The 17,213-nt window shown below is 67.3% G+C and carries 12 protein-coding genes; 8 read left to right on the forward strand and 4 right to left on the reverse strand.

All coding sequences use genetic code 11. The features are described from left to right. Positions 1-24 precede the first annotated feature (24 nt). Positions 25-2,091 (reverse strand): methionine--tRNA ligase, encoded by a 2,067-nt coding sequence (metG, locus tag FOC84_RS17540; RefSeq protein ID WP_173145553.1) that lies wholly within the window; start codon positions 2,089-2,091, stop codon positions 25-27. A gap of 263 nt (positions 2,092-2,354) precedes the next feature. Then, positions 2,355-2,630, reverse strand: a complete 276-nt coding sequence (locus tag FOC84_RS17545; RefSeq protein ID WP_006226181.1) for a hypothetical protein — start codon at positions 2,628-2,630, stop codon at positions 2,355-2,357. A 101-nt stretch (positions 2,631-2,731) separates the two neighbouring features. Between FOC84_RS17545 and apbC the strand changes: the two genes are divergently transcribed. The 4 genes from apbC to dcd all read left to right on the forward strand — a co-directional run bounded on the left by apbC (position 2,732) and on the right by dcd (position 10,088). Continuing rightward, positions 2,732-3,820, forward strand: a complete 1,089-nt coding sequence (apbC, locus tag FOC84_RS17550; RefSeq protein ID WP_173145554.1) for an iron-sulfur cluster carrier protein ApbC — start codon at positions 2,732-2,734, stop codon at positions 3,818-3,820. A gap of 3 nt (positions 3,821-3,823) precedes the next feature. Continuing rightward, positions 3,824-5,716: an autotransporter assembly complex protein TamA gene (locus FOC84_RS17555; protein WP_173145555.1), complete on the forward strand. Its 1,893-nt coding sequence runs from the start codon at positions 3,824-3,826 to the stop codon at positions 5,714-5,716. After that, entirely contained in the window at positions 5,713-9,420 is a 3,708-nt protein-coding gene (locus FOC84_RS17560) for a translocation/assembly module TamB domain-containing protein (protein WP_438800838.1), read from the forward strand. Before FOC84_RS17555 ends, FOC84_RS17560 begins: the two co-directional genes overlap by 4 nt. 104 nt (positions 9,421-9,524) lie before the next feature. Beyond that, complete coding sequence (gene dcd / locus FOC84_RS17565) at positions 9,525-10,088, forward strand: dCTP deaminase (RefSeq protein ID WP_041654363.1); 564 nt, start codon at positions 9,525-9,527, stop codon at positions 10,086-10,088. Between the two features lie 4 nt (positions 10,089-10,092). Here dcd and FOC84_RS17570 read toward each other — a convergent pair whose 3' ends face one another. Further along, on the reverse strand, positions 10,093-10,944 hold the full coding sequence (locus FOC84_RS17570; RefSeq protein ID WP_173145556.1) for a GNAT family N-acetyltransferase: 852 nt from the start codon (positions 10,942-10,944) through the stop codon (positions 10,093-10,095). Between the two features lie 165 nt (positions 10,945-11,109). Between FOC84_RS17570 and FOC84_RS17575 the strand changes: the two genes are divergently transcribed. Continuing rightward, positions 11,110-12,351, forward strand: coding sequence for a GGDEF domain-containing protein (locus tag FOC84_RS17575; RefSeq protein ID WP_173145557.1), 1,242 nt, complete (start codon positions 11,110-11,112; stop codon positions 12,349-12,351). A 9-nt stretch (positions 12,352-12,360) separates the two neighbouring features. On the opposite strand, the gene FOC84_RS17580 is transcribed toward FOC84_RS17575, so the two are convergent. Next, complete coding sequence (locus FOC84_RS17580; protein WP_088142571.1) at positions 12,361-12,879, reverse strand: GNAT family N-acetyltransferase; 519 nt, start codon at positions 12,877-12,879, stop codon at positions 12,361-12,363. A 113-nt stretch (positions 12,880-12,992) separates the two neighbouring features. Here FOC84_RS17580 and FOC84_RS17585 point away from each other — a divergent pair, with 113 nt between their 5' ends. From FOC84_RS17585 to FOC84_RS17595, 3 genes are all read left to right on the forward strand, one after another. After that, on the forward strand, positions 12,993-13,445 hold the full coding sequence (locus tag FOC84_RS17585; RefSeq protein ID WP_173150213.1) for a hypothetical protein: 453 nt from the start codon (positions 12,993-12,995) through the stop codon (positions 13,443-13,445). 264 nt (positions 13,446-13,709) lie between these two features. After that, a complete protein-coding gene (locus FOC84_RS17590) occupies positions 13,710-15,971 on the forward strand; it encodes an arginine/lysine/ornithine decarboxylase (RefSeq protein ID WP_173145558.1) in 2,262 nt (753 codons plus the stop codon). Beyond that, complete coding sequence (locus tag FOC84_RS17595) at positions 15,971-17,173, forward strand: NAD(P)/FAD-dependent oxidoreductase (protein WP_173145559.1); 1,203 nt, start codon at positions 15,971-15,973, stop codon at positions 17,171-17,173. The genes FOC84_RS17590 and FOC84_RS17595 overlap by 1 nt, the downstream gene beginning before the upstream one ends. The last annotated feature ends 40 nt before the right edge of the window (positions 17,174-17,213 follow it).

The following is a 17,213-nucleotide window of genomic DNA, read 5'->3' on the forward strand; positions in this document are numbered from 1 at the left end:
TTTGCATTCAGCGGGAGCGCGGGATCAGCGCACGCGCATGCCGGGCTTGGCGCCGGGGAACGGTTCCAGCACATAAATGCCGGCGTCCACGGACTCATCCGCATGGCTGGCGGCCAGCACCATGCCTTCGGACACGCCGAACTTCATCTTGCGCGGCGCCAGGTTGGCCACCAGCACGGTCAGCTTGCCGATCAGGTCTTCCGGCTTATAGGCCGACTTGATGCCCGAGAACACGTTGCGGTGGCGGCCTTCGCCCGCGTCCAGCGTCAGGCGCAGCAGCTTGGTCGAGCCTTCCACGTGTTCGCAGTTGACGATCTGCGCGATGCGCAGGTCGACGCGCGCGAAGTCGTCGATGGAGATGGTCTCGGCGATGGGCTCGCCACCGGGCACCACCACGGGTGCGGCGGGCGGCTCGAACAGGTCTTCCAGCATTTGCGGTTCGACCCGCTGCATCAGGTGCTTGAAGGGCGCCACGCGTTGCGGCAGTACCGCGGCGTCGGCCCAGGTGAAGGGCGCCTGCGCGCCGAACAGTTCCAGGGCCACGCGTTCGGTCAGTTCGGGCAGCACCGGCGCCAGCATCACGGACAGCGCCTTGAAGCCCGCCAGCGAGCGCGAGCAGATGTCCTGCAGGGCGGCCTTCTGCGCGTCATCGGCGGTGGCGATGCCCTTGGCCAGCACCCAGGGCTGGGCCGTGTCGAACGCCTGGTTGATGCGATCGGCGTGGGCCATGATTTCGCGGATGGCGCGGTTGTACTCGCGCGCCTCGAACGCGGCGCGGATGGACTCCGCCTGTTCGGCGTACTCCGCGGCCAGCACCGAGGTGTCGTCCGAATAGCCGAGGACTCCATCGAAATGCTTGGTGATGAAGCTGGCGGCGCGGCTGGCGATGTTGACGTACTTGCCGATCAGGTCGCTGTTGACGCGGGCGATGAAGTCCTCGGGGTTGAAGTCCATGTCTTCGACCCGGGCGTTCAGCTTGGCGGCGATGTAGTAGCGCATCCATTCGGCGTTCATGCCGAGTTCCAGGTAGCGCAGCGGCGAAATGCCCGTGCCGCGGCTCTTGGACATCTTTTCGCCGCTGACCGTGATGAAGCCGTGCACGTTCACGGCGTCAGGCGTCTTGCGGCCGGCGAACTTCAGCATCGCGGGCCAGAACAGCGCGTGGAAGTACACGATGTCCTTGCCGATGAAGTGGACCTGTTCGGTGGGGCCGGCAGGATCGAGCAGCGCGTCGAAATCCAGGCCCTTGACCGCGCAATACGACTTCAGCGAGGCCAGGTAGCCCACGGGCGCGTCTAGCCAGACGTAGAAGTACTTGCCCGGCGCGTCCGGAATCTCGATGCCGAAATAGGGCGCGTCGCGGGAAATGTCCCAGTCGCCCAGCTTGGCCTCGCCGTCGTCCGAGCCCAGCCACTCGCGCGTCTTGGCCAGCATTTCAGGCTGCAGGTGCTTGCCGCCGGCGGCATTGGAGCCGGTGGTCCATTGCTGCAGGAATTCCACGCAGCGTGGATCGGACAGTTTGAAGAAGAAATGGTCCGAGGACTTCAGCACCGGCGTGGCGCCGGTCAGGGCCGAGTACGGATTGATCAGCTCGGTGGGCGCGTAGACCGCGCCGCAGACCTCGCAGGAATCGCCGTACTGGTCCTTGGCGTGGCACTTGGGGCATTCGCCCTTGATGTAGCGGTCGGCCAGGAACATGCCCTTGACCGGATCGTAGAACTGCTCGATGGAGCGGGTTTCGATCAGGTCCTGGGCCTTGAGCGCGCGGTAGATGTCTTGCGACAGGGCGACGTTCTCGGCCGAGTCGGTCGAATGCCAGTGGTCGAAGCGGATGTGGAAGCCGTTCAGGTACTGCGGGCGCTCGGCGGCGTAGCGCGCCACCAGGGCCTGCGGCGTGATGCCTTCCTTTTCCGCCTTCAGCATGATGGGCGCGCCGTGCGCGTCGTCCGCACCCACGAAGTGCACCGTGTGGCCCGCCATTCGCATCGAACGAACCCAGATATCGGCCTGGATGTACTCCATGATGTGGCCGATGTGGAAAGATCCGTTGGCGTAGGGCAGCGCAGTGGTGACAAAAAGGGTGCGAGACATGGTTGTCTTGGTAGGTTGAGGGAAAAAAGGGTAGGCCGGCCATTTTAGGGCAACGGCGGGGACTTGCCCGGCGGCGGCCTGGATATGGCTCAACCCGCCCTTCGCGGCAAACGAATCAGGCGGGTTGTGAAAGAATGGGAGAACCGGCGTGGATGCGGGGGCCGGCCGTCCGGGGGCCGGCCGGCCGGCAATTCAGCGCGTGGGCGCATGAATCCACGGCATGCTTGCGCCGCGGGCGGCGCAAGCATGCTGGAAAGCCGCCGTCAGCGGATTTCGCGGGCTTCGACGTCGATCACGTCGCCGCGCGGCTGCGTGGCGAAGGGGGCGGTGGCGGACTGGAACGGTCCCGGACGGGCGCCCTGGCGCTGGCTCCAATAGGCGCGTACGCCAAAAGGTTTGCCGCGCACCTTGGCGACCACGTACAGGATCGCCACGGCGATCGCCGTGGAAAGCATGAACACCAGCGCCATCGCCATGCCGATCAAGGCCAGGGCGGCGAATAGGACGGCACGAAAGAAGCGGATAAGTGTGTTGGTCATGAAGATCGGATGCAAAACGCAGGGAAAGGTTCCCGGGTATCCGCTATCCTTTAGGGGATGGCGGGCCGCAGAAGCCGCGCTGCCTACGGAACCATAGTGACATGAGTATAACGATAGAACAAATTCGCGCCGCGCTGCGCGCCGCGCAGGACCCGAATACCGGTATGGATTTGGGTGTTTCTGTAAAAGATCGTGACATCAAGCTGGAAGGCGGACGCGTTTCGCTGGCGCTGGAGTTGGGTTATCCCGCCGACGCCGCGCGCGCCCAGGTGCGCGAGATCGCCGTGGCGGCGCTGGCCGCGGCCGGCGTGGCCGACGCCCAGGTCGAGGTGAGCTGGAAGGTCGCCGCCCATGCGGTGCAGAAAGGCCTGAAACCTTTGCCCAATGTGCGCAACATTATTGCGGTGGCCTCCGGCAAGGGCGGCGTGGGCAAGAGCACCACGGCGGTGAACCTGGCCCTGGCCCTGGCGGCCGAAGGGGCCAAGGTGGGCGTGCTGGACGCCGACATCTACGGCCCCAGCGTGCCGACCATGCTGGGCATCTCGGGCCGTCCCGAAAGCCTGGACAACAAGAGCATGGAGCCGCTCACGGGCCATGGCCTGCAGGCCAACTCCATCGGTTTCCTGATCGACGCCGACTCGCCCGCCATCTGGCGCGGCCCGATGGTGACGCAGGCGCTGGAACAGTTGCTGCGCCAGACCAACTGGCGCGACCTCGACTACCTGATCGTCGACATGCCCCCGGGCACGGGCGACGTGGCCCTGACCCTGGCGCAGAAGGTGCCGGTGGTGGGCGCGGTCATCGTCACCACGCCGCAAGACGTGGCGCTGCTGGACGCGCGCAAGGGCTTGCGCATGTTCCAGAAGGTCGACGTGCCGATCCTGGGCGTGGTCGAGAACATGGCCATCCACATCTGCTCGCAATGCGGGCACGCCGAACACATCTTCGGCGAGGGTGGCGGCCAGCGCATGGCCGAGCAATACCACACGCCCTGGCTGGGCAGCCTGCCGCTGACCCTGGCGATCCGCGAGCAGACCGACGCCGGTTCGCCGACCGTGGTGTCCGACCCGGGCAGCGAGGCCGCGTCCCTTTACCGCGGCATCGCCCGCAAGCTGGCGGCTGGCGTGGCAGCGCTACCCCGCGACATGGCCGGAAAATTCCCGTCCATCGTCGTGCAGCAACCGACCTGACGCATGCGGTGGGCAGCCCGCGCCTTCTTGGCAGGACTTTTCATGGTGACGGGCGAGGCATTGGCCAAGCGCCCGGAAATCATCGTGGATCCCGGCGGCGTGCCGCCGGCGGCCCTGCAGGCGATCACCGAGGCCGTCGACGCCATTGCGCGGCTGGCGGAGGACCAGGACGGCGGTGAAATCAACCGCCTGCGCCGCCGTGCGCGCGACGCGACGCTGGCGGCCCTGGCCACCCAAGGCTATTTCTCGCCCACGGTGAAGCTCGAGGCCGGCACCGATATCGGCGGAGAAACCTGGGACATCAGCATCGTCTCCGGCAAGCGCACCACCGTCACGTCCGTGGACCTCAGTTTCACCGGCCGCATCACCCGGCCCGAGTTCGCCTCGCGGGTGCAGAAACTGCGCGACGACTGGCAGTTGAAGGCGGGCCAGCCCTTCATCAACAGCGACTGGAACAAGGCCAAGTCGACCCTGCTGGATGAAGTCTCCTCGCGCGATTTCATGCTGGCGCGCATGACCGCATCGCAGGCCGAGATCGAGGCCGATACGGCGTCGGCCGCCTTGCGCGTCACGATAGACAGCGGCCCGCAGGTCCGCATGGGCGAGCTGACCACCGAGGGCCTGAAACGGGTGCCCGAGAAGCTGGTCGAGCGCTATGTGCGCTATTCGCCCGGGGCCGCCTATGACCAGAACAAGCTGGACACCTGGCAGCAGGACCTGCAATCCACCGCGTTCTTCCGCGGCGCGTTCGTGTCGCTGGAGCAGCCGGGCAAGGCGCAGCAGACTCCCGCGCCCAACGCCGATCGCGCGCGCGCGCCGGGTTCGACCGACCTGGCGGCCTCCACGCCGGCAGGTGATCCCTCCGTGTCCGGCGCCATGCCGCCGCCGCCGCCCGCTTACGACTCGAACGGCGAGGTGACCCTGCCGGTGCAGGTGCGGGTGGTGGAAGCGCCGCCCAAACGGTTCACCGGGTCGATCGGCGTGGATGACGAGGCCGGGGTGCGCGTCGAGTCGCTGTACCGGCAGAACGTGGTGTTCGGCCAACCGCTCACCCTGGAGACGGGCTTCAGCGTCGACCGTCTGCAGCAGCGCGCCTATGCGGACTTCCTGTTGCCGCCGAACCAGCGCGGCTACAAGGATTCCTTCGGCGTCCTGTACGACCACTCCGACATCCAGGGGCTGGACGTGACGCGTTACGCCTTGGGCGCGACGCGCCTGCAAGAGCGCAAGGGCGCGGGCGACAGCCGGGTCGAATACGAAACCCGCTGGGGCCTGCTGCTGGCGGAGGACCACGTGAAGATCGACGGCGGCGACCAGTACAAGCTGCCGACCCTGACCGCGACGGCCGAATGGCTGCGCCGCGACGTGGACAACAAGTACGACCCGCGCGAAGGCAACCTGATCGCGGTCGGCGGCGGCGTCGGCGTGACGCTGGACACCGGCGAACCCTATACCCGCGCCCGGCTGCGGGCCCAGAAATGGTGGCCCATCGGCAAGCTGGACGTGCTGACCGTGCGCGGCGAAGTCGGCCGGGTGTGGTCCAACAGCAAGGTGCGGGTGCCGGACGACTTTGGCTTTCGCACGGGCGGCGCGCGCTCGATCCGGGGCTACAAGTACCAGAGCATCGGCGTGAAGCAAGATGATGCCGTGGTGGGCGCGCCCACGCTGCTGGTCGGCAGCATCGAGTACGACCACTATTTCAATGAACGCTGGGGCATGGGCGTGTTCGTGGACGCCGGCGACGCCGCGGAATCGTTCGGCGACATGTCGTTGGCGGTGGGCTACGGCGTAGGCGCCCGCGTGCGCACGCCGGCCGGGCCCTTGTTCCTGGACGTGGCCTACGGCCAGCGCGACCGCGACCTGCGCCTGCACTTTTCCTTGGGGATCGCGTTTTGAAGGCCTTGCGCAAATTCCTGCGCCATGTGCTGGTGTGGTGGTTGCCGGGCCTGGCCATGCTGGCTGTGCTGGCAGGCGGCTTCCTGTTCTGGCTGGTCGGCTCGCAGAACGGCACGCGGCTGCTCCTGACCACGGCCGCCCAGCAATTGAACGGCCAGGCGCTGGACGTGAACGGATCGTTGCTGCGCGGCGTGTCCGTGGGCAAGCTGGACCTTGACGTAGGCGGCACCCGCGTCGACATCACGGACCTGCATCTGGACGTGAACTGGCGCGCCCTGGGCGACCGTCTGCTGCACGTGCGCGACGTATCGGCGGGCTCGGTGTACATCGGCCTGGTTTCGTCGCCCGAGACGGCGCCGGCGGAAGATGGCGACGAGCCGTTCTCGCTGCCTGAACTGCCGGTGGACATTGCCGTGGACCGGGTGGCGCTGGGCGACTTTCAGCTGGAACAGGACGGCGTACCCTTGCCCGTGACCCTGGGCAATCTCGACGCCACGTTCGCCGCGGGCAAGCAGGGCGCGCAATTGCGCATCGCCAGCCTGCGCGTGGGCCAGGAGCTTGGTCAGGCGGACGTCTCCGGCCAGGCCGAGCTGCAAGGCATGGCCGACCCCTGGCCGTTCACGGCGCGGCTGGACGTGACCGCGCGCGGAACCGGCCCCGACTCTCCGCTGTGCGAGGCCGACAAGCTGAGCGGCGTGTACGACCGCCCTGCGGGCGCGGCCAGGAAACCCGAGCCCAAGCCTGGCGCCAAGCCCGATGCCAAGGCCGATCCCAAGCGCGACGCCAAGGCTGCGGACGCGGCGCCCGCCATGCCGCCCGAACCGCCCCGGCCTGCCTGCCAGGTAGTGCTGCGCGCCGATGCCGCCGGTTCGCTGGATGGTATCCAGGCCAAGCTGGACGGCGAGGGCTCGGGCCTGCTGCTGGACCTGACCGCCGACTTGGCGCCGCGCACGGCGCTGGTGCTGCGCAGCGCCCGGGCGCAGGCGCAATTGCCCGACAAATCGACTCTGGCCGCACAGCTCGACCTGCAATCCGATACTGCTCAGGGCGCGGGCCGCGAGCGCATCGCGGGCACGATCAGCGCCCAGCGCCTGGATCTCTCGCCCTGGCTGGGCAAGGACATACCGCCCGCGCTGCTGACCGTGCGCGGCGACGTGCAAGCCGACATCGAGAACCTGAGCCAGCTGCGTCATGCCGCGGTGGACCTGCGCTTCGAAGAGGGCACGCGTTGGAACAAGCAGCCCCTGACCGGCGCGCTCAAGGCCCAGGTGGATATTGCTGCGCCAGCGAACACCCCGGCTAGTACGCCGGCCTCCGCCGCCGTGCCGACCGATGTCGCTCCCGATGCCGATCCCCTCGCCGGGCTGCGCATCCACGGCCTGGACGTGGACCTGAAACTGGGCCGCAACCGGATCCAGGCCAAGGGCGAGCTGGACGCCAAGGATGGCGCGCTATCGCTGGACGCTCAGGCGCCCCAGTTGGACGCATTCTGGCCCGGCATCCCCGGTGGGGCGGAATTGAAGGGCAAGCTGGCGGGCACGCTGGCCGCGCACCGCGGCGAGCTGGCGGCCGGCTACACGCCGCCCAAGCCGCGTCCGGGCGTGCTGGGCGAGGCGCCCGCCAAGGCCAACATCGTCTTTGCCGGTTCCTGGGGCAAGGGGCCGGCCGGCACGCCGGACGCCGCCCTGCCGGGATGGCGCGGCACGTTTTCGCGGCTGACGGCAGAGACCGCCGGCTTCACCGTGGCCGTGGACCGGCCGGTCACGCTGGCCTTCCTGCCGTCCGCCGTGGAGCCGCAATGGCAGTGGCAGGTGGGGCAGACGGCGCTGAGCCTGACCCTGCCCGGCAAGGAGCGCGTGGTCCTGACGCATCGGGGATCGCGGGGCGGCGGCAAGCGCTGGGAAACCGCTGGCCAGGCCGACAACCTGGTGATCACCGCCGCGATGGCGCGCCAGGTGGTCGGCGCGGTCGATCCCGAGGCCGCGGCCAAGCTGGGCAAGCGGCCCAGCCGCGTGAACGCGATGGTGCCGGAGGGCCAGCGCCGCATCTCGCTGGACGTGCTGTGGGACCTGAAGTTCGATGGCCGGCTGGGCGGCAAGGCGCGCATTGCGCGCCGCGAGGGCGACCTGCTGATACCGGGCGATCCTCCCATTCCGCTGGGCTTGAGGGCGCTGGTGCTGGACCTGACCGCCACGCCGACCTCCGCCAATGCCAGCCGCCTGGACGCCAAGGTCAATCTGGCCACCGACAAGATGGGCGTCATCAACGGCACCGGTACCGCCGTGCTGGTGGTGGACGCCAAGGGCGGCATGGCCTTGGATCCGCGCCAGCCGCTGCGCGCCAAGCTGGACGCAGACATTGCCGACCTGGCCTGGGTCAGCCTGTTCGTGGGCGATTCGATGGAAGTCGGCGGCTCGGTCAAGGCCAATCTGGAAGCGCAGGGTACCCTGGCGGGCAAATGGTCGGCCAGCGGCAACATCCGGGGCGACAAGCTGCGCGTGGTGCGCATCGACGACGGCGTGCGGCTGATCGACGGAACCTTGTCCGCGCGGCTGGACGGCGACCGGGTGGTGCTGGAGAGCCTGCGCTTCCCGGCTTCGCTGCGCGTGATGCCGGCCGAATGGCGCACCAAGGAGTGGATCACCACCAATCCCGAGGCCAAGGGCGGCTACGCCGAGGCCAAGGGACAGTGGAACTTCATCGACGGCGGCGGCGACATCCGGCTGACCCTGTACCGCTTCCCGGCGCTGCAGCGCTCGGACCGCTACGCCATGGTGTCCGGCGTCATCGACCTGAAGGCGGCCATGCCGCGCATCGACATCGTTGGCGACCTGAAGGCGGACGCGGGCTGGTTCAGCCTGGAGATCCTGCAGGGCGTGCCCTCGCTGGACGATGACGTCAAGGTGCGCCGCCCGGGTGATGACCCCGGAACGGTCTCCACGCCGCTGCAGACCAGCATGAACCTGAAGTTCGACATGGGGCCGCGCTTCTACATCACCGGCATGGGACTGGACGCGGGCCTGCTGGGCTCCATCCAGATCATGTTGAACGACGGGCGCCTGACCGGCGTGGGCGCCTTGCGCACCCGCGGCGGCGGCATCGAGGCCTATGGCCAGAAGCTGCGCCTGAGCCGCGGCACGCTGACCTTCCAGGGCCGCCTGGACAACCCGCTGCTGGACATCGAGGCGCTGCGCACGGGCGAACAGGTCGAGGCGGGCGTCAAGGTGGTCGGCACCGCGCAGCGGCCGCGCATCGATCTGGTGTCCTACCCGGATGTCAGCGACGTGGAAAAGCTCTCCTGGCTGCTGCTGGGCCGCGGCCCCGACGAAAGCGGCGGCGACGCCGCGCTGCTGATGTCGGTGGGCACGGCGCTGCTGGGCGGCGGGCAGCCGTTCTACAAGCAGTTCGGCCTGGACGACGTCAGCATCAAGACCGGCAACATCGGCAGCTCGGGCAGCATCCTGCCGGACCGCACGGTGGCCGGCGACGTCAACCGGGACAGCGACAGCCAGCTGGCCACGCAATTCCTGGTGGCCAGCAAGACCTTCGCCAACGGCATCACCCTGAGCGTCGAGCAGGCGCTCTCGGGCACCGATACCGTGGGCCGGGCCAGCTACCGTCTGGCGCGCGGCCTGTCGGTGGACCTGAAGGGCGGGGCGGTCAACGGCATCGCGCTGGTCTACCGGACCTTCTGGGGGAACTGAGGCGAACGGGCGGGGCGGCATCGGCCCGCCCGGCCCCTCGCCGGCGGCGCATCCGCGCTCGGGATAAAATGGCGTCCATTCCATTCCCTAGCACCATTCCCACCATGAGCATCAAAAGCGACCGCTGGATCCGCCGCCAGGCCGAAGCCGGCATGATCGAACCCTTCGAAGCAGGGCAGGTCCGCACGGCCAATGGCGGGCGTATCGTCAGCTACGGCACCAGCAGCTACGGCTACGACGTGCGCTGCGCCGATGAGTTCAAGATCTTCACGAACATCAATTCCACCATCGTCGATCCCAAGAACTTCGACGAAGGTTCGTTCGTGGATTTCAAGGGCGACGTCTGCATCATCCCGCCCAATTCCTTCGCGCTGGCCCGCACGGTCGAGTATTTCCGCATTCCGCGCAGCGTCTTGACGGTCTGCCTGGGCAAGAGCACCTACGCGCGCTGCGGCATCATCGTCAACGTCACGCCGCTGGAACCCGAATGGGAAGGCCACGTCACGCTGGAGTTCTCGAACACCACGCCGTTGCCGGCCAAGATCTACGCCGGCGAAGGCTGCGCGCAGATGCTGTTCCTGGAAAGCGACGAAGTCTGCGAGACCTCCTATCGCGACCGCGGCGGCAAATATCAGGGCCAGCGCGGCGTGACGCTGCCGCGCACCTGAAGTCTCAGTCCGCGCGCTGCGGCGCCGGCCGCAGGTAGTCGATGTCCCACTCGCTTTCGCCGGTCTGCACGAACCCGTGCCGGCGGTAGTAGCGGTTCGAGTCGCTGCCGCGCAGCGCGCTCAGGCTTACCGGCAGTCCAAGGCTGTCGGCCTCCCGCAGGATCTTGCGCATGACCTGTCCGCCCAGCCCCGCGCCCTGTGCGGCGGGGCGGATGTACAGATGGTCCAGGCGCAGGCCGTCGCCATCCGGGATCAGCGCGTAAAACCCTATCCGTTGCCCGTCCTGCTCGATGGACCAGGTATGTTCCGGCCGGAACGTGCTGCGCAGGCGCGAGCGCGCGCGCTGCGGATCGAAGCGCCCCAGGCGTTCCAGGCTTTCGCGCATGGCTTCGATGCGCAGCGCCAGCAGAGCCTCGAAATCGGCTTCCGAGACGGGTGAATATTGCAGTTGCGGCGTGGCGAACTCGTCGTAGCCCCGGCCCAGGAACTGCAGGATGCAGATGCCGTGCCCGTAGGGATCGCTCAGGTGGGCGATCCGGCCCCAGTCGTGCGAGACGGCCGGGTCTTCCAGGCGCGCGCCGGCGGCCACCGCCTGTTCGACCGCGCGGTCGGCGTCCTCCACCACCACGTCCAGATGCACGGGCGTCCAGTGCCGCGCGTAGTCGCGCGGCTGGCGCGTGGCGCCGGCGGCGGGCGTGCCCGCGGCCTTTTCCAGCAGATAGATGGGCGCCTCGGCCCCCAGCATCTCGGCCGCCTTCGGTCCCAGCCGGCGTCGCAGCGTCAGGCCGAAAGCGCGGTGATAGAAGTCGATGGCGTGTTCGAGATCGGGCACGTCGATGTTGACCAGGATGCGCATTTGGAGTCCGTCTGCGGGTTGGAGGCGAAAAACATATCATGGCCGCCGCGCCCAGTGTTACCAGCGTATGCGTTAAAGAACGCTGCCGCGGCGTCCGTAAAAGACAGTACATGTGTTTGCCGATTTGGCGACGTCATTTCCGCAAGCGTTAAAAAGCCCCGATCCGTGCGTTACCCCCATATCCCCTGGCTGCCTCTGTTGTTCTATCCCGCGCTGCCGGTGGCCGCCGCGGTGGGGCTGCTGTTGTGGCGCGAATGGCCGCCGGCCCTGACGCAGATCGTGCCGTTCGTGCCCTGGGTGATGGCGCTGATCGGCGTCGCCGTGTGCCTGATGTACCAGCGCGCGCAGACCATGGTGCTGATGCTCAGCGTGTTGGCCGCCACGGCGGCCTGGCCGACGCTGGCCACGGAAGCGCCCTGGGCCGTCGGGCCGGCGCTGGCGTGGTGGTCCCTGGCTTACACCATCAACGCCCTGTGGTCCGAGCGTTCCAGCATGCTGCTGGACACGGCCGCACGGATAGGCCTGATCGCCGCCGGCGCGGCCGCGATCGCGTTGGCCGGCAAGGACGGCGTGTCCGATCTGCTCGGCATGCTGTCCGTGCAAGGCAGGTTGGCGCACCTGAGCGTGCCGATCGAAGGGCTGATTGCGCTGCTGGCCACGGGCTTGACGCTGACCCTGCTGCTGTTGCGCTATGGGCGTCCGCAGCAGGCGGGGCAATGGTTGGGCTTCGTGTGCATGGCCTGGGCCTTGCCGCGCGGGGCGCAGCACCCCGTCGAATTGGCGCTGATGTCCACCGCCGCGCTGACGGCGCTGTGCATCTCGCTGGCGCACGAAGGTTTCCACATGGCGTTCCGCGACGAGCTGACCGGCCTGCCGGGCCGGCGCGCGCTGAATGAGCGGCTGCAGCGCATGGGCCGCGTCTACACGCTGGCGATGGCCGACGTCGACCATTTCAAGGCCTTCAACGACACCCATGGCCACGACGTGGGCGACCAGGTGCTGCGCATGGTGGCGGCGCAGTTGCGGCGCGTGCCTGGCGGCGGCCACGCCTACCGCTACGGCGGCGAGGAATTCACGCTGGTGTTCCCGGGCAAGACCGCGGCGGAAAGCATGCCGCACCTGGAAAGCGTCAGACGCGCCATCGAGGCCTACCAGATGCGGCTGCGCGACAAGCCGGCGCGTCCCAAGGCCGACCAGATCGGCCTGCGCCGCCGCAGCGGGCGTGACGCGCGCAATGCGCGGCCGCTGCGCGTGACGGTCAGCATAGGCGTGGCCGAACGCAGCGACGCCTTGCGTGCGCCGGAGGCGGTGATCAAGGCAGCGGATCAGGCGCTCTACAAGGCCAAGGACGAAGGCCGCAATCTGGTGCGGGCCTACAGCACGCGGCGCCGGGCGGGCGCGGCCTGAGGCCGGAGGCTACTTGCCGGCCAGCGGCAGCGCCATCAGCGCCTCGTCGTAGAGTTCACCGTTCACACATAGCGCTTCGCGCTCGCGTCCGTACTCGGTAAAGCCCAGGCTGAGGTACAGCGCGGTCGCGGCCAGGTTGTTGGCGGTCACGCTCAACTGCACCTGGCGGATGCCGCGCATGCCCGCGGCATGGGCGATCGCCGCCTGCATCAACTGCCGGGCCAGTCCCTGGCCGCGCTGCGCCGGCGCCACGTACATGCTCCAGATATGCGCCTTGTGGCGCATCTTCAGTTTGCGCTGCCGGCCCACGCCGACCATGCCGGCCAGGGCCTCGCCCTGGAACACGCCGAACATCGCGCTGTCGTCCGAAGGCTGGATCCAGCCGCGGATGTCCTCCAATGTCAGCGTGTGTTCCTCTTCGTAACTCGATCCGAACGATTCGGGGGTTTCCACCAGTGCATCCAGGCGCAATTGGCGCAGCGGCGCGGCGTCGGCGGGAACAAGGCGTCGGACGATGACAGGGAGCATGGCAGGCAAGTGTTGGGATTAGGGAACGTTAGGCTGCGGTTTGGGCAGTATAGGGGGACACGCTGCCTATAATGGTCCTAACGCCGCTTGCGGTTTTCACAAAGGAGCCAATGATGTTCGGTTTCCTCAAGACAAACCAGGACGCCAAGCGCGACGAAGTCCAGGAAGAGTTCGTGGCGCGCGTGGCAGGGGCCGCGCAGGACTTTGTCCAGGCTGCCGGTTCGACCGGGGCCGTGCTGGACTACACGCCGTCCAGCGTCCATGCGCTGGACGAGGCGTTGGAGGCCGCCCACCTCGGGACCTTGCCTCTCACCCCCATGCAGACCGTCGGCGCCGCCGCCTACCTCTACGAGGTGGGACGCCGCGCGCATGGCGGGCTCTACGAAGTGTGCGATGACGAGGATCCGGTGGTGCTGGTCTGCGGCGAACCCGGCGTCGAGGTCTGCTTCGGCGCCATCGCCAAGGTCGAAAGACGCATCCGCTACGGGTCGGCCGAGGCCATCCCGCCCTATTTCGAACAGTTCCTGACGGCCTTGCAGGCAGGCGAGGCCCGCACCATCCGCTAGCGTCCCGGCGCTTCAGGCGCCAGGTTTGCTCCCCCGCGCAGCCCGGGTCTCTGTGCTGAAAACGTCCGCTTTTGGCGCGATGACAACGGCTGTTCGGGCCATTCCGGGATTTCCCTTAGGACTGTAAGAAAAACAGCCCTACAATTCGGCCATTCCCGCCGCCCTGGCGGGTGCTCGCGCCGTCTGTCATCAGGCGGATTTTTCCTAGAAGTACACTCGCGCCGCGTTACGCGTCCGAACCCGCCTTGCCCCAGGAGCGCCTGCATGAAATTCCGCTTCCCCATTTTCATCATCGACGAAGACTACCGTTCCGAGAACGCGTCCGGTCTGGGTATCCGCGCCTTGTCCGCGGCGATCGAGGCCGAGGGCGTCGAGGTGATCGGGGTGACCAGTTACGGCGACCTGAGTTCGTTCGCCCAGCAGCAGAGCCGGGCCAGCGCCTTCATCCTGTCGATCGACGATGAAGAATTCGACGTGGATTCGCCCGAGGACGTGGCCAGCGCCATCAAGAACCTGCGCTCCTTCATCGGCGAGCTGCGCTTTCGCAACGCCGACATCCCCATCTACCTGTACGGCGAGACGCGCACCTCCGAGCACATCCCGAACGACATCCTGCGCGAACTGCACGGCTTCATCCACATGTTCGAGGACACCCCCGAATTCGTGGCGCGCCACATCATCCGCGAAGCCCGCAGCTACGTCGACGGCCTGCCGCCGCCGTTCTTCCGCGAACTGGTCAAGTACGCGCAGGACGGCTCGTATTCCTGGCACTGCCCCGGCCACTCGGGCGGCGTGGCGTTCCTGAAGAGCCCCGTGGGACGGATGTTCCACCAGTTCTTCGGCGAGAACATGCTGCGCGCCGACGTCTGCAACGCGGTGGACGAACTGGGCCAGCTGCTGGACCATACCGGCCCCGTGGCCGAATCCGAACTGAACGCCGCGCGCATCTTCCACGCCGACCACTGCTTCTTCGTAACCAACGGCACCTCGACCTCGAACAAGGTGGTGTGGCATGCCAACGTCGCCGCGGGCGACGTGGTGGTGGTGGACCGCAACTGCCACAAGTCGATCCTGCACGCCATCACGATGACCGGCGCGATCCCGGTGTTCCTGCGCCCCACGCGCAATCACCTGGGCATCATCGGCCCGATCCCGCTGGAAGAATTCCATCCGGACAACATCCGCAAGAAGATCGAGGCCAACCCCTTCGCGCGCGAAGCGGTGAACAAGAACCCGCGCATCCTGACGCTGACGCAGAGCACCTACGACGGCGTCATCTACAACGTCGAAATGATCAAGAAGCAGCTGGGCAGCTATGTTGACACGCTGCACTTCGACGAAGCCTGGCTGCCGCACGCCTCGTTCCACGAGTACTACCAAGACATGCACGCCATCGGCGTGGATCGCCCGCGCAGCCAGGACGCGATGGTGTTCGCCACTCACTCCACGCACAAGCTGCTGGCCGGCATCTCGCAGGCCTCGCAGATCATCGTGCAGGAGTCCGAGACCCGCAAGCTGGACCGCAACGTCTTCAACGAAGCCTACCTGATGCACACGTCCACCTCGCCCCAGTACGCGATCATCGCGTCCTGCGACGTGGCCGCCGCCATGATGGAACCGCCGGGAGGCACCGCGCTGGTCGAGGAAAGCATCCGCGAAGCCCTGGACTTCCGCCGCGCCATGCGCAAGGTGGAGTCCGAGTTCGGCAAGAACGACTGGTGGTTCAAGGTCTGGGGCCCGAACCGCCTGGTTTCCGAAGGCATCGGCAACCGCGACGAATGGATCCTGGAATCCAACGACCACTGGCATGGCTTCGGCGAAATGGCTGAAGGCTTCAACATGCTGGACCCGATCAAGGCCACGGTCATTACCCCGGGCCTGGACATGTCGGGCAGCTTCGGCGAAACCGGCATTCCGGCCGCGCTGGTGTCCAAGTACCTGACGGAACACGGCGTGGTGGTCGAGAAGACCGGCCTGTATTCATTCTTCATCCTGTTCACCATCGGCATCACCAAGGGCCGCTGGAACACGCTGCTGACCGCCTTGCAGCAGTTCAAGGACGACTACGACCGCAACCAGCCGCTGTGGCGCATCCTGCCGGAATTCTGCCGTGACCATCGCCGCTACGAGCGCATGGGCCTGCGCGATCTGTGCCAGCAGATCCACGAGGCCTACCGCGAGCGCGACGTGGCCCGTCTGACCACCGAGATGTACCTGAGCGACATGGTCCCGGCGCTGAAACCGTCGGACGCGTTTGCCCGCATGGCGCACCGCGAGGTCGAGCGCGTCGACATCGACAAGCTGGAAGGCCGCGTCACCGGCGTGCTGCTGACGCCGTATCCCCCGGGCATTCCGCTCTTGATCCCGGGCGAACGCTTCAACCGCACCATCGTCCAGTACCTGCAGTTCGCGCGTGAGTTCAACGAGCGCTTCCCCGGTTTCGAAACCTACATCCACGGCCTGGCCGACGAAGTGGGTCCGGATGGCGAAAAGCGCTACTACGTCGACTGCCTGATCGAAGACTGATGTTCGATGTAGCAGTACTCGGCGCCGGCGCCGCGGGCATGATGTGTGCCGCGGTCGCCGGCCAGCGCGGCTTGCGCGTGGTGCTGGTCGACCACGCCGAGCGCCTGGCGGAGAAGATCCGTATTTCCGGCGGCGGCCGCTGCAACTTCACCAACATCGGCGCCGGCCCCGCCAACTTCCTCTCCGACAACCCGCATTTCTGCCGTTCGGCCTTGGCGGGCTACACGCCGCAGGATTTCCTGGCGCTGATGAAGCGCCACCACATCGCCTGGCATGAGAAGCATCGCGGGCAGCTGTTCTGTGACGATTCCAGCGAATCCATCATCGAGATGCTGCGCGCCGAATGCGACGCGGGCAGGGTGCAGTGGCGCATGGGCTGCTCGGTGTCCGAGATCGGCCATGGCGAGCAGGGCTTCGAGCTGCGCTCCAGCCAGGGTCCGATCCGCGCCGCGAAACTGGTGGTCGCCACCGGCGGCATGGCCATTCCGCAACTGGGCGCCACCGATTTCGGCCTGAAGATCGCGCGGCAATTCGGCCTGAAAGTGGTGGAGCCGCGGCCCGCCCTGGTGCCGCTGACCTTCGATGCCGAGCAGTGGCGGTCCTTGTCCGAATTGTCCGGCGTGGCGCTGGAGGTCAATCTGCAAACAGGGCAAGGCAAGGCGCGCGGCGAGTTCCTCGAGGATCTGCTCTTCACTCACCGGGGCCTGTCCGGTCCGGCCATCCTGCAGATTTCCAGCTACTGGCAACCCGGCGAGCCCATCGTGATCGATCTGGCGCCCGGCCGCGATCTGGCGGAAGAACTGCTGGCGTCGAAGTCAGGCAACCGGCAGCAGCTGCATACCGTGCTGGCGGGCCTCTGGCCCAAACGCCTGGCCGACCGCTGGCTGCACCTGGCGGAGCAGGGCGGCAAGCCCGGCCTGGCGGCGCTACGCCTGGCGGACGCGCCGGACAAGACCTTGCGTGCGCTGGCGCAGGACATCCACCAGTGGACCCTGGTGCCCAGCGGCACGGCCGGCTACAAAAAGGCCGAAGTCATGCGCGGCGGCGTGGACACGCGCGGGCTGGACCAGAAATCCATGCAGGCCAAGACCACCGCCGGCCTCTATTTCATCGGCGAAGCCGTGGACGTTACGGGTTGGCTGGGCGGCTACAACTTCCAATGGGCCTGGGCTTCGGGCGTCGCCTGCGGCAAGGCGCTGTAGTTTCCACCTAGGGCCATGGCGTCGATAGGCCGGCGCTATG

Source organism: Achromobacter pestifer (assembly GCF_013267355.1).
Taxonomy (GTDB): domain Bacteria; phylum Pseudomonadota; class Gammaproteobacteria; order Burkholderiales; family Burkholderiaceae_B; genus Achromobacter; species Achromobacter pestifer_A.

Bases quoted from the DNA above. Each gene is read 5' to 3' on its own strand.
- metG (WP_173145553.1), bottom strand. From the start codon at position 2,091: ATGTCTCGCACCCTTTTTGTCACCACTGCGCTGCCCTACGCCAACGGA.
- FOC84_RS17545 (WP_006226181.1), bottom strand. From the start codon at position 2,630: ATGACCAACACACTTATCCGCTTCTTTCGTGCCGTCCTATTCGCCGCC.
- apbC (WP_173145554.1), top strand. From the start codon at position 2,732: ATGAGTATAACGATAGAACAAATTCGCGCCGCGCTGCGCGCCGCGCAG.
- FOC84_RS17555 (WP_173145555.1), top strand. From the start codon at position 3,824: ATGCGGTGGGCAGCCCGCGCCTTCTTGGCAGGACTTTTCATGGTGACG.
- dcd (WP_041654363.1), top strand. From the start codon at position 9,525: ATGAGCATCAAAAGCGACCGCTGGATCCGCCGCCAGGCCGAAGCCGGC.
- FOC84_RS17570 (WP_173145556.1), bottom strand. From the start codon at position 10,944: ATGCGCATCCTGGTCAACATCGACGTGCCCGATCTCGAACACGCCATC.
- FOC84_RS17580 (WP_088142571.1), bottom strand. From the start codon at position 12,879: ATGCTCCCTGTCATCGTCCGACGCCTTGTTCCCGCCGACGCCGCGCCG.
- FOC84_RS17585 (WP_173150213.1), top strand. From the start codon at position 12,993: ATGTTCGGTTTCCTCAAGACAAACCAGGACGCCAAGCGCGACGAAGTC.
- FOC84_RS17590 (WP_173145558.1), top strand. From the start codon at position 13,710: ATGAAATTCCGCTTCCCCATTTTCATCATCGACGAAGACTACCGTTCC.
- FOC84_RS17595 (WP_173145559.1), top strand. From the start codon at position 15,971: ATGTTCGATGTAGCAGTACTCGGCGCCGGCGCCGCGGGCATGATGTGT.